The organism is Rhodococcus sp. ACPA4 (assembly GCF_002300185.1).
GTDB classification, from domain to species: domain Bacteria; phylum Actinomycetota; class Actinomycetes; order Mycobacteriales; family Mycobacteriaceae; genus Rhodococcus_F; species Rhodococcus_F globerula.
Map to the genome: position 1 here is coordinate 918,467 of NZ_NSDY01000002.1, position 13,310 is coordinate 931,776.

Sequence of the window (13,310 nt, forward strand, 5' to 3'; positions counted from 1 at the left end):
CGTTCGCATCGTCGAGTTCTTGCTGCGGTGGACGCGGTGTGTGATGCTGCTGCGTCGTCGGAGGCGGTGAATTTGTTGACGGTGGTGGAGGCTGTGGCGCTCGAGCGTGAGCGGCCGATCGAGATCGATCTGCAGACTCCGTTGGCGACGGGTGTGTGCGGTCAACGGCGCGCGTTCGACGATCATGACGTTATCGTTCTGGCACCGGGCTTACCCAATGTCGAGCGAACTCTTGCACATGAGTTGGGGCACATCGTGTTTCGGCATGAAGGGGCGGAGATCGCGGAGGCGACGTTGGAAGCCAGCGATGATCTGATCGCGTACATGCTCAGCCAGCGATCGCTGCGCCGCAACGAGCCGGTGCCGATGGATGACCTTGCAGAGTGGGAAGCGGAGACCTTTGCGTCGATGCTGTTGATGAGGTTGAAGACGATGAGCGGTCGTGGGACGCCGTTGTCGGTGCTGCGGTACGACGAGGCGATCGGATGATCGCTTGGGCAATTGCCTTGGTGGTGTGGATCGCAGCAGGTGCAAGGCTTGGGCGCGTGGTGGCGCGAGTTGCCACGCCGCTGCGTACGGCCATGGTTATCGCCGGATTCGGTGTTGCGTTGATGGCTACGGTGCTTGTCCCCGGGGTGTGGGACATCGTGGACAGAATTGCGCCTGATCAGCACTTTTCAGCGATGGTTGTTGTCGTGTTGTGGGTGTTCTTGTCGGCAGCAAGCGCGGTTGGCGCGGTGTCTGCGTGGCCTGTGATGACGCGTTCTGCGATGCGCGTCGTGGCGATCGTGTTGTATACGGTCGGCTTGCTTGTGTCGATTTCCGTGGGCGTCGGTTATCCGATGCCGGCTTTGCTCTTTGTGGTTGTCGCGCTGGCGTTGGTTATCTCGACCGGACTGCGGCACGTTGCGTGGGCGCCGTTGGGCCGCGGAATCGGACTCATCGTCGTGGGTTCGATGATTCTGCTGATTGTTGTCGTGGTCATGCTGGTCGAGTCGGTGCGTGGGGCGAACGCACTCGAGTCGGGTATCTGGTCCGGCGCCGGCGTGCAATTCGTGTCGGTGGCGGGCTTGCTGATCGCGCTGGGCATCACGTGGATGTTGACCGAGACATGGGTGCGAGCGCGCTTGGACCTGAAGCGTTTAGGGGGCATACACGGTCTGCTGGTGAAGCGATTCCCGGAGGTTGTGGATGTCGACAGTGCGGCAACCACAACAGTGCTCAAGGCGTCGGACATGATCGCGCAGATCATGGACGCCATGTACATCCAGGCAGGTGCCGGGTTGTTCGACGTCGGTGGAAGGGAGCCGCCGAGGTCGCTCGCCACGCATTCCGAGATATTGACGGAGTGGATTGTGAATCCACTGGAATCAGATGTTCTCGATACCCGTTGGATTGCGCCTCCTGACGGTATGTCCGCCAGGAGATGGGTCTTGGTTCTGGCTAGGGACTACGAAAAGTTCGAAGCCCAGCCGAATACGACAAAAGCAGGCCGATAGGTGTCGATCGACCTGCTCAGTGTCGTCTAGGGACAGCCCTAGCCTCGCGTCAACGTGACGCGTCTGGTGGGACTTCGGGTAGTCCTTCGCTTGCACGGAGCTTTTCGGCCATAGTCGTGAGAAGGTTCTGCGACTCTTCAGACAGATCGAACGCTCGGCTCGACAATCGACGCAGACCGTAACCCTGGAGCTGTGCGAGCAGTTCGAGGTCGTGATCGATCTTCGCGGCGTAGATGTCGTTGAAGAAGTAGTCGGGCTTCACCTTGAAGAAGCGCGCAAAAGCAGCGACAGTCTCGTCCGACGGGTTGGTGCGTTGTCCCGAGCGGAGCTGTGAGATGTACGGCTTGGAGATCTGGTGGCCGTCCTCGATCAACGCGGAGGCGACCTCGGCGTTGGTGTGGGGCTTGCGCCCGGGAGGATGGACACTGTCGAACAGTTTGTTCAGTCGTTCTGCAAAGTCAGCCATTGTGAACCGCCCCGTAATCCTCTCTATCAGCGATTGTTCGTTCAGCGAATCCCACGATATCACGCGGATAACCGATTGGTAGCTCGCTGTAGTCCATTCGGTGGGCTTTGGGTGCAAAGTTGAGTTCGGTATTTATGGGAACTCGGGGGATGCTTCCGTCGAGTTCGCGGGTAATTTCGGGCCGCTCGATATCGCAATAGGACCAATTGTGTGGGCAGTAGAGACCTACCGCAGTGCTGCATATTGTCACCATAACGAACCGTTTACCCGTTTTGCCTGCAGTAGCTATACGTTAACCCGGTTTTGGTGGTTCTTACTGTGTGAATAATCGCAGTTCAGGCCTCGGTCGACTCCAGTTCACCTCTGGAGTGCGTATTGTCGGGACCTTTGCCCCGATTTGCTCAAATGTGGCACGAAGTTTGTCGGATACGGGCGTCTGTGGCTCGTCGTAACGACGTTCGCCACTAGCCATGGCCTGATAGTTGGCGCAAGATTGTGACATGAAACACATCATGAGTGACGAAGAGTTACGCCGGGCGATTCGCGCGCTCCAGGATCGTGCCCTCGATGCGCGCAAGCGTGGAGACCGCGACGCGGCAGACGAAATCGAGCGCACCATGCGTGACTACCAGGATCAGATGGCGCAACGCCTGTAGCGCAGCTGGGCCGAGAACTTCGGCTTGGAATGAAGCGGACATAACCCCTGCCGCTAGATGCTGCGTGCGTACACTTCCCTGCATGTCCACAGTGCTACCGCGGGGGAGTGTAAAGCCATGTCGATAAGGTCGCTCGATGGAAAGAAGTGCCTGATCACGGGTGCGGGTAGCGGTATCGGTCGAGCTACAGCGATTGCGGCGGGCGCTGGCGGGGCAGAGTTGTTTCTCACGGATATCAACGGTTCCGGTCTTGATGAGACCGTCGAAATGGTGTCCTCGGCCGGCGGTACCGTCAGTGTGGCGGAGGCATTCGATGTTTCCGATTACGACGCCGTTTCCAAATTCGGCGCAGAAGTGGCCGAGCAGTTCGGATCGATGGATGTCGTGATGAACATTGCAGGCATATCGGCCTGGGGAACAATCGAGAACCTCGAGCATCGTCACTGGCGAGCAATGGTGGACGTCAATCTCATGGGTCCCATTCATGTCATGGAGACGTTCATTCCGCCGATGATCCGCGCCGGAAAGGGCGGTCATCTGGTCAATGTCTCGTCGGCCGCCGGCCTGCTGGCTCTGCCCTGGCATGCGGCATACAGCGCCAGCAAGTTCGGGCTACGAGGCGTTTCGGAGGTACTTCGGTTCGATCTGAAGCGTCACGGCATCGGTGTGAGCCTCGTTGTTCCGGGTGGGGTGAAGACTCCATTGGTGGGCACCGTCGACATCGCGGGCATCGATCGGGACGACCCGCGAGTCAAGTCATTGGTGCATCGCTTCGAGAAGCGTGCGGTTTCGCCGGAGAAAGTGGCGGAGTGCATTGTCTCCGGTATCGAGAAGAATCGATATCTGGTCTATACATCCAATGACATCAGGTTCGGTTATTGGTGGGCTCGTAAGTTCTCTCCGCCCTATGAATTTGTTATGCAGAAAGCGAATGACCAGTTCGCCAAGCTGTTACCGCGCTCGTAATTAGCTGCCTTTCAGAACCAGTGCCAACTCGCATAGGGACCAAGGTCACCAAATGTCAAAGAGTTTTCGGTTTGGTATCGAATTCAACTTTCCGCCCGAGAAGGTTCATGCGGCATTGACAGATACTCGGTATTGGATGATCAGACTTGGCGACCTGTATTCCAAGGCAGTTATCGAAGACGGAGGCGGAGCGATAGCGGTGTCGCTAACCGACGAGCTCGAATCGTCGGCACTGCCGGGGTTGGTTGCAAAGCTGGTTCCGGACCGCCTCGGTGTCGAGCGAGCCGATCGGTGGGGTCCGCTATCCGACGGCCGGGCGGTCGGATCAGTGACCGGGAGAGCGCACGGATTGCCTATTCGTATCGAGGTCGACCTGGAATTGGCCGAAGCAGGCGACGCTCGCTCCGTGCTGAACGTCGACGGCTGGGCAGAGGTGAAGATTCCGGTTCTAGGCGGCCAGATCGAAAGGCTGTTGAAGAATATGGCTCAGGATCTGTTGCGCCGCGATCACGACGCCGTCGAAGCGTTCCTACTCAATCCGTGAAAGAGCGTTAATCGTCGACGCGCTGGAGCTCGGCATGCAGATGATGAGTGAGCGGTGTCTGATCGTGTGCCATCCAGATGTCGTACGTCAGTGTGTCTTCGTGAACCCGCACTACGCGTCGCACATCGGTGACGGGCTTGGAATCCGGTGACGCCGCAAGTGTCAACAGTGTGAAGGCAAGAGTGCCCTCGGCGTCGATGCTGCCGCGGTGGATCTCCACAAAACCGGTCGGCTGGGTGATCAGCAATTCGAGCTTGTTTCCGGGGACCGGGCGCAGGTATCCAGATTCCATGTGAAGTGGGCGGCCGTCGGGCAAGCCACGTGTGCGTGAGCTGTACGTCAGGAACGGTTTGGGGGTCGGAGCGAAGACGATTTCCTCGGAGTACTCGAAATCGTCGATCGTCGGAAAGTGTCCGCTACCGGTGCCGGCCCAGCGTCCACGCAACAACTCGACCCCTCGGTGTTCGTTCTCGGGTCGCTGTGGTGCCGTCATGGTGGTTCCTCTCACTGGTGTCGGCCATCAGATTACGCACCGACGGGAATACTGTTTATCCATGAACGGTTCTGGATCCGTCTCGCTCGGTGTCGACTCCGAGGTAGGTAGGTTGCGTTCGGTCATCTTGCATCGTCCCGGCGACGAATTGAAGCGGCTCACCCCGCGAAACAACGATCAACTGCTTTTCGACGGTTTGCCGTGGGTTGATCGGGCGCAGGACGAGCACGATCAGTTCGCGTCGGTGCTGCGTGAGCACGGTGTCGAGGTTCTGTTGCTTGCGGACCTGCTCGCCGAAGCCTTGACGGTCAGTGGTGCGGCCCGGATTCAAGGAATCTCGGCTGCGGTGGACACACGGAAGATCGGGCACTCGCTGGGGCAGCATCTGTCGTCGTACCTACGCAGTGTGCCGCCGGCGGAGTTGTCGTCCATCCTCACCGCCGGTATGACTTTCGACGAACTCCCGATCGACGCGTCGTCGACGTCGCTGGTGCGGCGGATGCACCACGGCGGGGATTTTGTGATCGATCCGCTGCCCAATCTGCTGTTCACGCGTGATTCGTCGTTCTGGATCGGGCCGCGGGTGGTGATTACGTCCTTGGCGTTGTCTGCGCGGGCGCGGGAGTCGTCGATCACCGATCTGGTGTATGCGCATCATCCTCGGTTTCGGGGGGTGCGGCGGGCGTACGAATCGCATACCGCTCCGGTCGAAGGTGGTGATGTGCTGCTACTCGCTCCGGGCGTGATTGCCGTCGGTGTGGGTGAGCGGACGTCGCCGGCGGGGGCGGAAGCATTGGCGCGCAGTGTGTTCGACGACGATTTGGCGCATACGGTGTTGGTGGTGCCGATCGAGCAGCGCCGCGCGTCGATGCATCTCGATACGGTGTGCACGATGGTGGAGGCCGACGCCGTAGTCATGTATCCGGCGATTCAGAACACATTGTCGGCCTTCACTATTCGGCGTGAGGATGACGGCGTGAGCATACGAGGTGCTGACCCGTTCCTCGAGGCTGCCGCCGACGCGATGGGGATCGGGAAGCTGCGGGTCATCGACACCGGATTGGACACGGTGACTGCCGAACGTGAGCAGTGGGACGACGGAAACAACACTCTGGCAATTGAACCCGGTGTGGTGGTCGCATACGAGCGCAATGTCGAGACCAATGCGCGGCTGGAGGCGTCGGGGATCGAGGTGCTCCGGATCGCGGGGTCGGAACTGGGATCCGGCCGGGGTGGTCCCCGGTGCATGTCCTGTCCGATCGCCCGCGATCCGTTGTGATGCCTAGAGGATTTCTTCGACCTTGTCTGCCGGGCGGGCGAGGACAGTGCCCTTGTCAGTGACGACAAAGGGGCGTTCGATGAGAATCGGGTGTTCGATCATGGCGTCGAGGATCTTGGACTCGGATGCGTCGGCGAGCCCGAGTTCCTTGTACTGCGATTCACGCTTACGAACTGCCTGGCTGGGAGTGAGGCCGGCGTCGGAGAGGAGTTTTTCCAGTTCCGAACGGGTAGGCGGTGTATCGAGGTACATGACGACGGTCGGTTCGATGTCGTGTTCACGGAGCCGGGCGAGGACAGTTCGTGAGGTGTTGCACCGTTGATTGTGGAAGATCGTTGCAGAGGCCATGGTCGTCATTGTGCCTGGCGTGATCAGCTGCCCGGTCGGGAAGTGGGAACAAACGGCCCCTTCCGGTGCGCTGGACTGAAGTACCGACGTACGAGGAGTGGATGATGACGGAACATCGAAGTGTCGACGAACGGCGAGTGGCGATTGCCGGAGGTCACGGCAAGATCGCGCAGCACCTCATATTTTTGCTGGCCGGACATGGTGATCGGCCGGTTGCGCTGATCCGCAATCCGGATCACGAGGGTGCGGTCCGAACGTTGGGCGCATTTCCCGTAGTGATCGACCTGGAAACGGCCACCGTCGACGAACTCGCGAAGGTGCTGGCCGGGTGCGATGTTGCAGTTTTTGCGGCGGGAGCCGGTCCGGGGAGTGGAATTGCGCGTAAGGACACAGTCGATCGGGCGGCAGCGGTCCGGCTTGCCGACGCGGCGGAAAAAGCGGGTGTTCGTCGTTTCATCCAGATCAGTGCGATGGGCGCCGGCGAACCGGTTGCGGAGGGGACCGACGAGGTTTTTGCCGCGTACCTCGAAGCCAAGACGGCCGCCGAGGACGATCTGCGTTCTCGTACGGGCTTGGAGTGGACGATCATTCGTCCGGGGCTACTCACCGATGACGATCCGATCGGTGAGGTAACTCTGGCCGAGCCTCCGGTCGCGCGTGGATCGGTCAGTAGGGCTGATGTAGCGGCGGTGATCGAGGCGGTGATCGATGCGCCCGCGAGTGTCGGCAAGACGTTGGTTCTGACGTCCGGCTCCGATCTTGTTCGCGACGCGGTTGATGCCTTGTGATGACCGGTATCGTGATCGACCACGGTTCTTCCGTGGCGCCGTACGACCAACTACGCCAACAGATTATCGAACAGGTACAGACCGGGGGGCTGATAGCGGGGGCCAAGATTCCCACGGTTCGGGCGCTGGCAACGGACCTGGGTTTGGCGGCGAATACCGTCGCAAAAGCGTATCGGGTGCTCGGCGAGCAGGGGGTGATCGAGACCCGCGGGAAGCAGGGCACCTTCATTGCGTCGGGAAGTGATCCGGTACGAGCGCAGGCGGAGCAGGCGGCGACGGCTTTCGTGAAAGATGTGCGTGCGCTCGGATATTCGGATGACGAGATACTGACCATGGTCGAGGCCGCGTTGAGAGGCGCGTGACGCAGCCTTAAGTTGACGCTTCAACTTAAAGCTGTCAGGCTTGCACCATGAATTCGTCGATCGTCCGTGACCTCGGACTCCTCATCGCTCGCATCGGCCTTGGCATCATCTTCATCGCCCACGGTTGGCAGAAGTTCTTCACGTACAAGATCGCCGGAACGCAGGCGTCATTCGAAATGATGGGCGCGCCCCTGCCCAAGGTGTCGGCGATTCTCGCAGCCACGATCGAACTCGGCGGCGGAATCCTGCTCATTGCCGGCGTGCTGACTCCGCTTGTCGGTGTGCTGCTGTTCCTCGACATGGTGGGCGCCTTCTTCATCGTGCACTCGGGCAACGGCATTTTCGTCGACGCTGGTGGCTACGAACTGGTACTTGCGCTCGGTGTCGGTTCGCTGCTGATCGCCACGATCGGAGCCGGTCGCATCAGCGTGGACGGATTGATTGGCAAAGGCAACGGCTGGTTGAAAACCGCAGCGTAAGGCGTATTTCGGGGCGGGTCCGGCAGGTGTCGGGCCCGCCTTCGCTATTGCTTTTGTTCGCGCGAGTGACCAACGTATTGTCCTATGGTGACGAAATCTGATCCTTCCGAGCAGAATTCCGGTGCCAACGAGGACCGACCGACGAATGGGTTCACACGAGTAGGTGTGCGAACCGATTACGTGGTTTTTTCCGTAACGGCAGTGGCGGTCTTGGCAATTCTCGTGTGGGGCCTCGTTGCCCCCGACAATCTGAACTCGGTGACGGGGAGCATTCTCGACTGGCTCGTCGTCAACATCGGCTGGCTCTTCGTTCTCGCGGCGTCGGCTTTTGTGCTGTTCTCCATCTACCTCGCCGTCAGTCGGTTCGGAGACATTCCACTCGGCAAGGACGGTGAGAAACCGGAGTTCCGGACCGTCAGTTGGATTGCGATGATGTTCAGCGCCGGAATGGGAATCGGCCTGATGTTCTTCGGTGTCGCCGAACCATTGGCGCACTACGTCAATCCACCACCTGGCACCGACGGCGGTATCGGAACCGCTATGGCAACCACCATGTTCCACTGGGGGCTTCATCCCTGGGCGATGTATGCCGTTGTGGGCCTTGCCATTGCGTACGGATCGTATCGGCGTGGACGCAAGCAGCTTTTCAGCTCGGCTTTCATCCCACTGCTCGGGCGTCGGGCTGAAGGTCCGATCGGCAAGATCATCGATATTCTTGCCATCTTCGCGACTCTCTTCGGCACGGCCGCATCACTGGGACTCGGCGCCCTGCAAATCGGCTCGGGTTTCCAGGTGGTCGGGTGGATGCAAGAAGTGAGTGTCTTCCTTCTCGTTTCCATTGTCGCGGTGTTGACCCTGGCCTTTGTCGCATCGGCAGTCTCGGGCGTTTCCAAGGGAATTCAGTGGTTGTCGAACATCAACATGGTGCTCGCGTTGATCTTGGCGCTCTTCGTGTTCGTACTCGGACCGACAGTTCTGATCCTCAACCTTCTGCCCACCACCATCGGCGCCTACGCGTCGGACCTCGCCCAGATGTCGGCAAGGACCGGAGCGTCGTCGAATCCCGAGACAGGAGAGTGGCTGTCGTCCTGGACCATCTTCTACTGGGCCTGGTGGGTGTCCTGGACACCGTTCGTGGGAATGTTCTTGGCGCGCATCAGTCGTGGGCGCACTATCCGTCAGTTCATCGTGGGTGTCATTGTCGTGCCGACGACGGTGAGCCTGTTGTGGTTCTCGATCTTCGGCGGTGCCGGGATCGGTGAGGAGCGAGACGGAATCGATCTCGCGAGCCGGGGTTCCGAGGAAGCGCAGTTGTTCGGGATGCTCGACAATCTCCCGCTCGCTGGCGTTACGACCGTCCTGGTCATGCTGCTCGTAGCGGTGTTCTTCGTCTCGGGCGCAGACGCTGCGTCGATGGTGATGGGCACTCTCTCGCAGCGGGGCACTCTCGAGCCGAGTCGGTGGGTCGTGGTGTTCTGGGGTGTGTTGACCGGTGGCGCCGCGGCGCTATTGCTGTGGACCGGCGGTTCCGAAGCGCTCGAGGGTTTACAGACGATGACGATCATCGCGGCCGCGCCATTTGTCGTCGTGATGATAGGCCTGTGCTTCTCGCTCTACCGAGATCTGTCACACGACCCGATCATCGTCGCTGCCCGAGAACAGAAACGAGCGCTTCTCCAAACCCGACGAGTCCGACGAGGCACTCGCGTTCGTCGCGATACCTGAGCTATTTCCAGCTCGGCAACCACAGATGGTTCTGCCACGATTCCGGAGTGATCGGCATCGCGGTCAAGATGGGCCACAGGTAGACGAAGTTCGCGACAACCAGCCCGATGTACAGGCTGACCGCGAGCAATCCCGTGGTGCGTCGCTCGACGGAATCCGTTGCCTTGCCAAGTACGTCGCCGAGTGTCAGCGCAAATCCCATGACCATGAACGGTGCGAGCGCAACGCCGTAGAAGAAGTACATCTGACGGTCCATCGTGGCGAACCAGGGGAGGTAGGCGGCGGCGTATCCGGTGAGAACAACGGCATAGCGCCAGTCACGCCGAACGAACGTCTTCCAGATCGCCCACGCCAACATGGGCAGCGCCAGCCACCACATCGCCGGCGTGCCGATCAGCATGATCGCCTTGACGCAGGTGGCCGCCCCACAGCCCGTCACCTGCTCGCCGTCGGCGTAGTAGTAGAGCATCGGACGAAGACCCATGGGCCACGTCCAGGGTTTCGATTCCCACGGGTGGTGGTTGCCCGCGGAGTTCGTCAGGCTCGAGTGGAAGGTGAGCACGTTGCCGCTGTAATACCAGAGGGAACGCAGCGCCGACGGTATGAAACTCCACGTTCCGCCCTCGCCGATCTCGTTGCCGACGGCATGGCGATCGACGCCCGTCTCGCTCGCAAACCAGGCCCAGTAGCTGGCCAGGTAGACGCCGATCGGGATGACGACCAACGCGTACAGAGCGGGGCCGATGTCGCGGATCGCGGTGCCGAACCATGGCCGCTGCACACGGTAGGCGCGGCGTGCGGACAGGTCGAACGCGACGCTGAGGAGTCCGAAGAACAAGATGAAGTACATCCCGGACCATTTGGTGCCGCAGGCCAATCCGAGCAGGATGCCGGCGCCGAATCGCCACCACCGGAACCCGAGCCGTGGACCCCATTCGGAATCGCCGATCCGACCCTCGGCGTAAGCGGTGGCCATCCGTTGCCGAACCTGGTCACGGTCGACGATCAGGCAGCCAAGCGCGGCGAGAACAAAGAATGCGAGAAAAATGTCGAGCATGCCCAGGCGGGACGAGACGAACGTGACTCCGTCGACGATCAGCAGAATGCCGGCAATCGCGCCGATGAGCGTCGAACGTGTCATCCGTCGAACGATCCGAATGATCAGCAGCACCATCAAGGTTCCGACCAATGCCGACGAGAACCGCCAACCCCAGCCGTTGTAACCGAAGATCGCTTCACCGATTGCGATCATCTGCTTGCCGATCGGCGGGTGCACCACCAATCCGTAACCGGGGTTGTCTTCGATCCCGCCGCCTGTCAGCACCTGCCAGCCTTGCGGCGCATAGTGCTTCTCGTCGAATACGGGAGTGCCGGCGTCCGTGGGATAGGCGAGCATCGTGAACCGGGTGATTGCGGCGATCGTGGTGATCACGGCGGTGACGATCCAGCCACGCAACCGGTCCGTGGGGCCGAAGTCCGGGGCGGGTACGAGCGGCGCTGGACTACGCACTACCCGATCGCCACTGGCGGGCGTTGGCCGCTCGTCCGTCTGCACAGTCACTCGGCAATCGTAGGCTGTCAGGTATGACTGGTCGCTTGGTACTCGCCGCAACACCCATGGGAGACGTCGGTGACGCGTCTCCGCGTCTGCGCGACGCTCTCGCAACCGCCGACGTCGTGGCGGCCGAGGACACCCGACGCACCAAGTCGCTGGCCTCGGCACTTGATGTCACGATCACCGGAAAGGTGGTCAGTTTCTACGATCAGGTGGAGATTGCGCGACTTCCCGCGCTGGTCGCCGACGTTGCCGGCGGCAAAACCGTCCTCCTGGTGACCGACGCCGGTATGCCGTCGGTCAGTGATCCCGGATACCGCCTTGTTGCTGCATGTGTGGCTGAGAACTTGAAGGTCACCTGCCTGCCTGGCCCGTCCGCAGTGACTACTGCCCTCGCGCTGTCAGGGCTGCCCGTCGAGCGCTTCTGCTTCGACGGTTTCCCGCCGCGCAAGGGTGGACAACGCAAGACCTGGTTCGCGGGACTGCTCACCGAGCAGCGCGCGTGTGTGTTCTTCGAGGCGCCGCATCGCCTGGCCGATTGCCTGGCCGACGCCGTCGAGGTGCTCGGCCCGGACCGGCGCGCTGCCGTTTGCCGCGAGTTGACCAAGACCTACGAAGAGGTGAAGCGCGGAACTCTCGGCGAACTCGCCGCGTGGGCTGCCGAAGGTGTGCGCGGCGAAATCACAGTAGTGCTCGAAGGTGCTGTTCTGGTGGCCTCCGATCCGGCCGATCTGGTCGAGGAAGTGGAACGCCTGGTCGAGGGCGGAGCACGTCTGAAAGACGCGTGCGCCCTCGTCGCCACCCCCGGTGTGTCGAAGCGCGAACTGTACGAAACGGTGCTGGCTGCTCGTAAGGACTAGCGCTGGGCTAACGGCGCACTGCCGGTGCTCCCGGCCGGAGGTTGGCGTCGTCGGCAGCCGCTTGGCCGGCGTGCCACCCTTCGGCGTCGACGGACCTTCCCCGAGCCTTGCGGGTTCGGGGAAACAACCGATCGAATTCGGTGTCGACGGCAGCCGACGTGGTAGCGAGAATCGGCAGGAGATCGGCCACATCCATCGACGCGGCGTCGGCGGCTTCTGCGGTGGCTTTGGTGCCGGCGTCGCGGAGACGTTGACCGATTCGGTTGGCAAACCCGGTGAGGAAGCCCTTGCGGAACGACGTGGTTCTGGAGCCGCCGCGATTGCTGGTGTCGGCGAATTGCATTGCGCGGGTTGCCTGCACGAGTAGCGACGTGAAGAGCATGTCGACCTGCTGGAGATCGACGGGCGTGCCGATGACCGTGGCGATGGACACCTCGCTGAACCACACGGCGCGCACGCGGTTGGAATCACCGATTGCAGTGAGGAGATGGACTTTCTCTTTCACGTACGGGTTGTCGAGGTGGATGCGACGCCCGTTGACGGCGGTATCGGTGATGCCGGTGCGATTGTGCAGAAGTGCCGCATCGATGGCGTACCGCGTCATCAACTCCTGCGCCTTCTCGGTGAAGGATTCGGCCTCTTCGGCGAAGTTGGTGGCCTCGGCTTTGGCGAGTAATCCACGAATTCGCTTGAGTACCTTGGCGTCAACTTCAGCGCCAGTGCCCACGTAACTGGTGTCGGTGCGCTGCGGCGGCCAGGTGGACGGCGGCGCGAGCAACAGATTCCACGGCGCGAGTCGCGTCCAGTGCAACGACACCTCGGCAATTTGGGAGACGAGGAAATAGGGATCTTCGAACAGGAGTCCGGCCGCGAGGGATCGAAAAACGTCCTCGTCCAGAGTGATTCGTGACGCGATGCGATCGGCATTGGGGAACTGCTCACGAATGGACGCAAGTTGCCCGACCCATTCGAGGGGTGCGCGGTCGGCGGCCCTGGTTCGGGCGGCGTCGAGTAGGACGGCGGTGGCAACAAGATCGGCGTTCGAGGGATCTTTGCTGCGACGGGCAAGGTGAACAAGATCGGCAGGTTGCCACCCTCGTTCGTAGACGCCGGCAAGTTCGGTGATCAAGGCCTCGGCAGCTGCGACAGATTGAGGACTGACTTCGTGAGAGGACACGCGGGTTCCGTTCCATGGCAGCGTCTGCGAGGAGGCAGCGGCTCGAAAGTATGTTCTATCGGGTGTCATGGACGCAGTGTGCACGTGGGGTCCGACACAACTGGCTCAGGCCA

The 13,310-nt window shown here is 61.0% G+C and carries 16 protein-coding genes; 11 read left to right on the forward strand and 5 right to left on the reverse strand.

Annotation, left to right across the window (positions count from 1 at the left end; translation table 11 throughout):
• Positions 1 to 27 precede the first annotated feature (27 nt).
• Together CJ178_RS27595 and CJ178_RS27600 are read left to right on the forward strand one after the other, a co-directional pair.
• Positions 28 to 489: an ImmA/IrrE family metallo-endopeptidase gene (locus CJ178_RS27595; protein WP_045069236.1), complete on the forward strand. Its 462-nt coding sequence runs from the start codon at positions 28 to 30 to the stop codon at positions 487 to 489.
• Positions 486 to 1,499, forward strand: a complete 1,014-nt coding sequence (locus tag CJ178_RS27600) for a hypothetical protein (RefSeq protein ID WP_033234243.1) — start codon at positions 486 to 488, stop codon at positions 1,497 to 1,499. The genes CJ178_RS27595 and CJ178_RS27600 overlap by 4 nt, the downstream gene beginning before the upstream one ends.
• A 49-nt stretch (positions 1,500 to 1,548) precedes the next feature.
• On the opposite strand, the gene CJ178_RS27605 is transcribed toward CJ178_RS27600, so the two are convergent.
• Positions 1,549 to 1,965, reverse strand: coding sequence for a helix-turn-helix domain-containing protein (locus CJ178_RS27605; protein ID WP_033234244.1), 417 nt, complete (start codon positions 1,963 to 1,965; stop codon positions 1,549 to 1,551).
• Between the two features lie 500 nt (positions 1,966 to 2,465).
• Between CJ178_RS27605 and CJ178_RS32920 the strand changes: the two genes are divergently transcribed.
• The 3 genes from CJ178_RS32920 (at position 2,466) to CJ178_RS27615 (ending at position 4,131) form a co-directional block, all read left to right on the forward strand.
• Complete coding sequence (locus tag CJ178_RS32920; protein WP_165826315.1) at positions 2,466 to 2,621, forward strand: hypothetical protein; 156 nt, start codon at positions 2,466 to 2,468, stop codon at positions 2,619 to 2,621.
• Between the two features lie 117 nt (positions 2,622 to 2,738).
• On the forward strand, positions 2,739 to 3,587 hold the full coding sequence (locus CJ178_RS27610; protein ID WP_095888446.1) for an SDR family oxidoreductase: 849 nt from the start codon (positions 2,739 to 2,741) through the stop codon (positions 3,585 to 3,587).
• A 52-nt stretch (positions 3,588 to 3,639) separates the two neighbouring features.
• On the forward strand, positions 3,640 to 4,131 hold the full coding sequence (locus CJ178_RS27615) for a DUF2505 domain-containing protein (RefSeq protein ID WP_033234246.1): 492 nt from the start codon (positions 3,640 to 3,642) through the stop codon (positions 4,129 to 4,131).
• A gap of 7 nt (positions 4,132 to 4,138) precedes the next feature.
• Here CJ178_RS27615 and CJ178_RS27620 read toward each other — a convergent pair whose 3' ends face one another.
• On the reverse strand, positions 4,139 to 4,624 hold the full coding sequence (locus CJ178_RS27620) for an FABP family protein (RefSeq protein WP_045069243.1): 486 nt from the start codon (positions 4,622 to 4,624) through the stop codon (positions 4,139 to 4,141).
• Positions 4,625 to 4,685: 61 nt separating this feature from the next.
• Here CJ178_RS27620 and arcA point away from each other — a divergent pair, with 61 nt between their 5' ends.
• Complete coding sequence (gene arcA / locus CJ178_RS27625; RefSeq protein ID WP_033234247.1) at positions 4,686 to 5,903, forward strand: arginine deiminase; 1,218 nt, start codon at positions 4,686 to 4,688, stop codon at positions 5,901 to 5,903.
• 3 nt (positions 5,904 to 5,906) lie between these two features.
• Here arcA and arsC read toward each other — a convergent pair whose 3' ends face one another.
• A complete protein-coding gene (arsC, locus tag CJ178_RS27630) occupies positions 5,907 to 6,260 on the reverse strand; it encodes an arsenate reductase (glutaredoxin) (RefSeq protein WP_033234248.1) in 354 nt (117 codons plus the stop codon).
• Between the two features lie 95 nt (positions 6,261 to 6,355).
• Here arsC and CJ178_RS27635 point away from each other — a divergent pair, with 95 nt between their 5' ends.
• The 4 genes from CJ178_RS27635 to CJ178_RS27650 all read left to right on the forward strand — a co-directional run bounded on the left by CJ178_RS27635 (position 6,356) and on the right by CJ178_RS27650 (position 9,605).
• Positions 6,356 to 7,039 carry an SDR family oxidoreductase gene (locus CJ178_RS27635; RefSeq protein ID WP_095888713.1) on the forward strand — a complete coding sequence of 228 codons (684 nt, stop codon included), beginning with the start codon at positions 6,356 to 6,358 and terminating at the stop codon, positions 7,037 to 7,039.
• On the forward strand, positions 7,039 to 7,401 hold the full coding sequence (locus CJ178_RS27640) for a GntR family transcriptional regulator (protein WP_033234249.1): 363 nt from the start codon (positions 7,039 to 7,041) through the stop codon (positions 7,399 to 7,401). The genes CJ178_RS27635 and CJ178_RS27640 overlap by 1 nt, the downstream gene beginning before the upstream one ends.
• A 47-nt stretch (positions 7,402 to 7,448) precedes the next feature.
• Positions 7,449 to 7,880: a DoxX family protein gene (locus CJ178_RS27645; RefSeq protein WP_033234250.1), complete on the forward strand. Its 432-nt coding sequence runs from the start codon at positions 7,449 to 7,451 to the stop codon at positions 7,878 to 7,880.
• A gap of 84 nt (positions 7,881 to 7,964) precedes the next feature.
• Entirely contained in the window at positions 7,965 to 9,605 is a 1,641-nt protein-coding gene (locus tag CJ178_RS27650) for a BCCT family transporter (protein ID WP_033234251.1), read from the forward strand.
• A gap of 1 nt (position 9,606) precedes the next feature.
• Here the strand turns inward: CJ178_RS27650 and CJ178_RS27655 are convergent, their stop codons facing one another.
• Positions 9,607 to 11,166, reverse strand: a complete 1,560-nt coding sequence (locus tag CJ178_RS27655; RefSeq protein ID WP_033234252.1) for a dolichyl-phosphate-mannose--protein mannosyltransferase — start codon at positions 11,164 to 11,166, stop codon at positions 9,607 to 9,609.
• A 23-nt stretch (positions 11,167 to 11,189) separates the two neighbouring features.
• Between CJ178_RS27655 and rsmI the strand changes: the two genes are divergently transcribed.
• Positions 11,190 to 12,020, forward strand: a complete 831-nt coding sequence (gene rsmI / locus CJ178_RS27660; protein ID WP_033234253.1) for a 16S rRNA (cytidine(1402)-2'-O)-methyltransferase — start codon at positions 11,190 to 11,192, stop codon at positions 12,018 to 12,020.
• 7 nt (positions 12,021 to 12,027) lie between these two features.
• Here rsmI and CJ178_RS27665 read toward each other — a convergent pair whose 3' ends face one another.
• On the reverse strand, positions 12,028 to 13,266 hold the full coding sequence (locus CJ178_RS27665; RefSeq protein WP_095888447.1) for a DUF2786 domain-containing protein: 1,239 nt from the start codon (positions 13,264 to 13,266) through the stop codon (positions 12,028 to 12,030).
• Between the last annotated feature and the right edge of the window lie 44 nt (positions 13,267 to 13,310).

Bases quoted from the DNA above. Each gene is read 5' to 3' on its own strand.
- CJ178_RS27610 (WP_095888446.1), top strand. From the start codon at position 2,739: ATGTCGATAAGGTCGCTCGATGGAAAGAAGTGCCTGATCACGGGTGCG.
- CJ178_RS27600 (WP_033234243.1), top strand. From the start codon at position 486: ATGATCGCTTGGGCAATTGCCTTGGTGGTGTGGATCGCAGCAGGTGCA.
- CJ178_RS27645 (WP_033234250.1), top strand. From the start codon at position 7,449: ATGAATTCGTCGATCGTCCGTGACCTCGGACTCCTCATCGCTCGCATC.
- CJ178_RS27615 (WP_033234246.1), top strand. From the start codon at position 3,640: ATGTCAAAGAGTTTTCGGTTTGGTATCGAATTCAACTTTCCGCCCGAG.
- CJ178_RS27620 (WP_045069243.1), bottom strand. From the start codon at position 4,624: ATGACGGCACCACAGCGACCCGAGAACGAACACCGAGGGGTCGAGTTG.
- CJ178_RS27650 (WP_033234251.1), top strand. From the start codon at position 7,965: ATGGTGACGAAATCTGATCCTTCCGAGCAGAATTCCGGTGCCAACGAG.
- arcA (WP_033234247.1), top strand. From the start codon at position 4,686: ATGAACGGTTCTGGATCCGTCTCGCTCGGTGTCGACTCCGAGGTAGGT.
- CJ178_RS27605 (WP_033234244.1), bottom strand. From the start codon at position 1,965: ATGGCTGACTTTGCAGAACGACTGAACAAACTGTTCGACAGTGTCCAT.
- arsC (WP_033234248.1), bottom strand. From the start codon at position 6,260: ATGACGACCATGGCCTCTGCAACGATCTTCCACAATCAACGGTGCAAC.
- CJ178_RS27640 (WP_033234249.1), top strand. From the start codon at position 7,039: ATGACCGGTATCGTGATCGACCACGGTTCTTCCGTGGCGCCGTACGAC.
- CJ178_RS32920 (WP_165826315.1), top strand. From the start codon at position 2,466: ATGAAACACATCATGAGTGACGAAGAGTTACGCCGGGCGATTCGCGCG.
- CJ178_RS27635 (WP_095888713.1), top strand. From the start codon at position 6,356: ATGACGGAACATCGAAGTGTCGACGAACGGCGAGTGGCGATTGCCGGA.
- CJ178_RS27665 (WP_095888447.1), bottom strand. From the start codon at position 13,266: ATGACACCCGATAGAACATACTTTCGAGCCGCTGCCTCCTCGCAGACG.
- rsmI (WP_033234253.1), top strand. From the start codon at position 11,190: ATGACTGGTCGCTTGGTACTCGCCGCAACACCCATGGGAGACGTCGGT.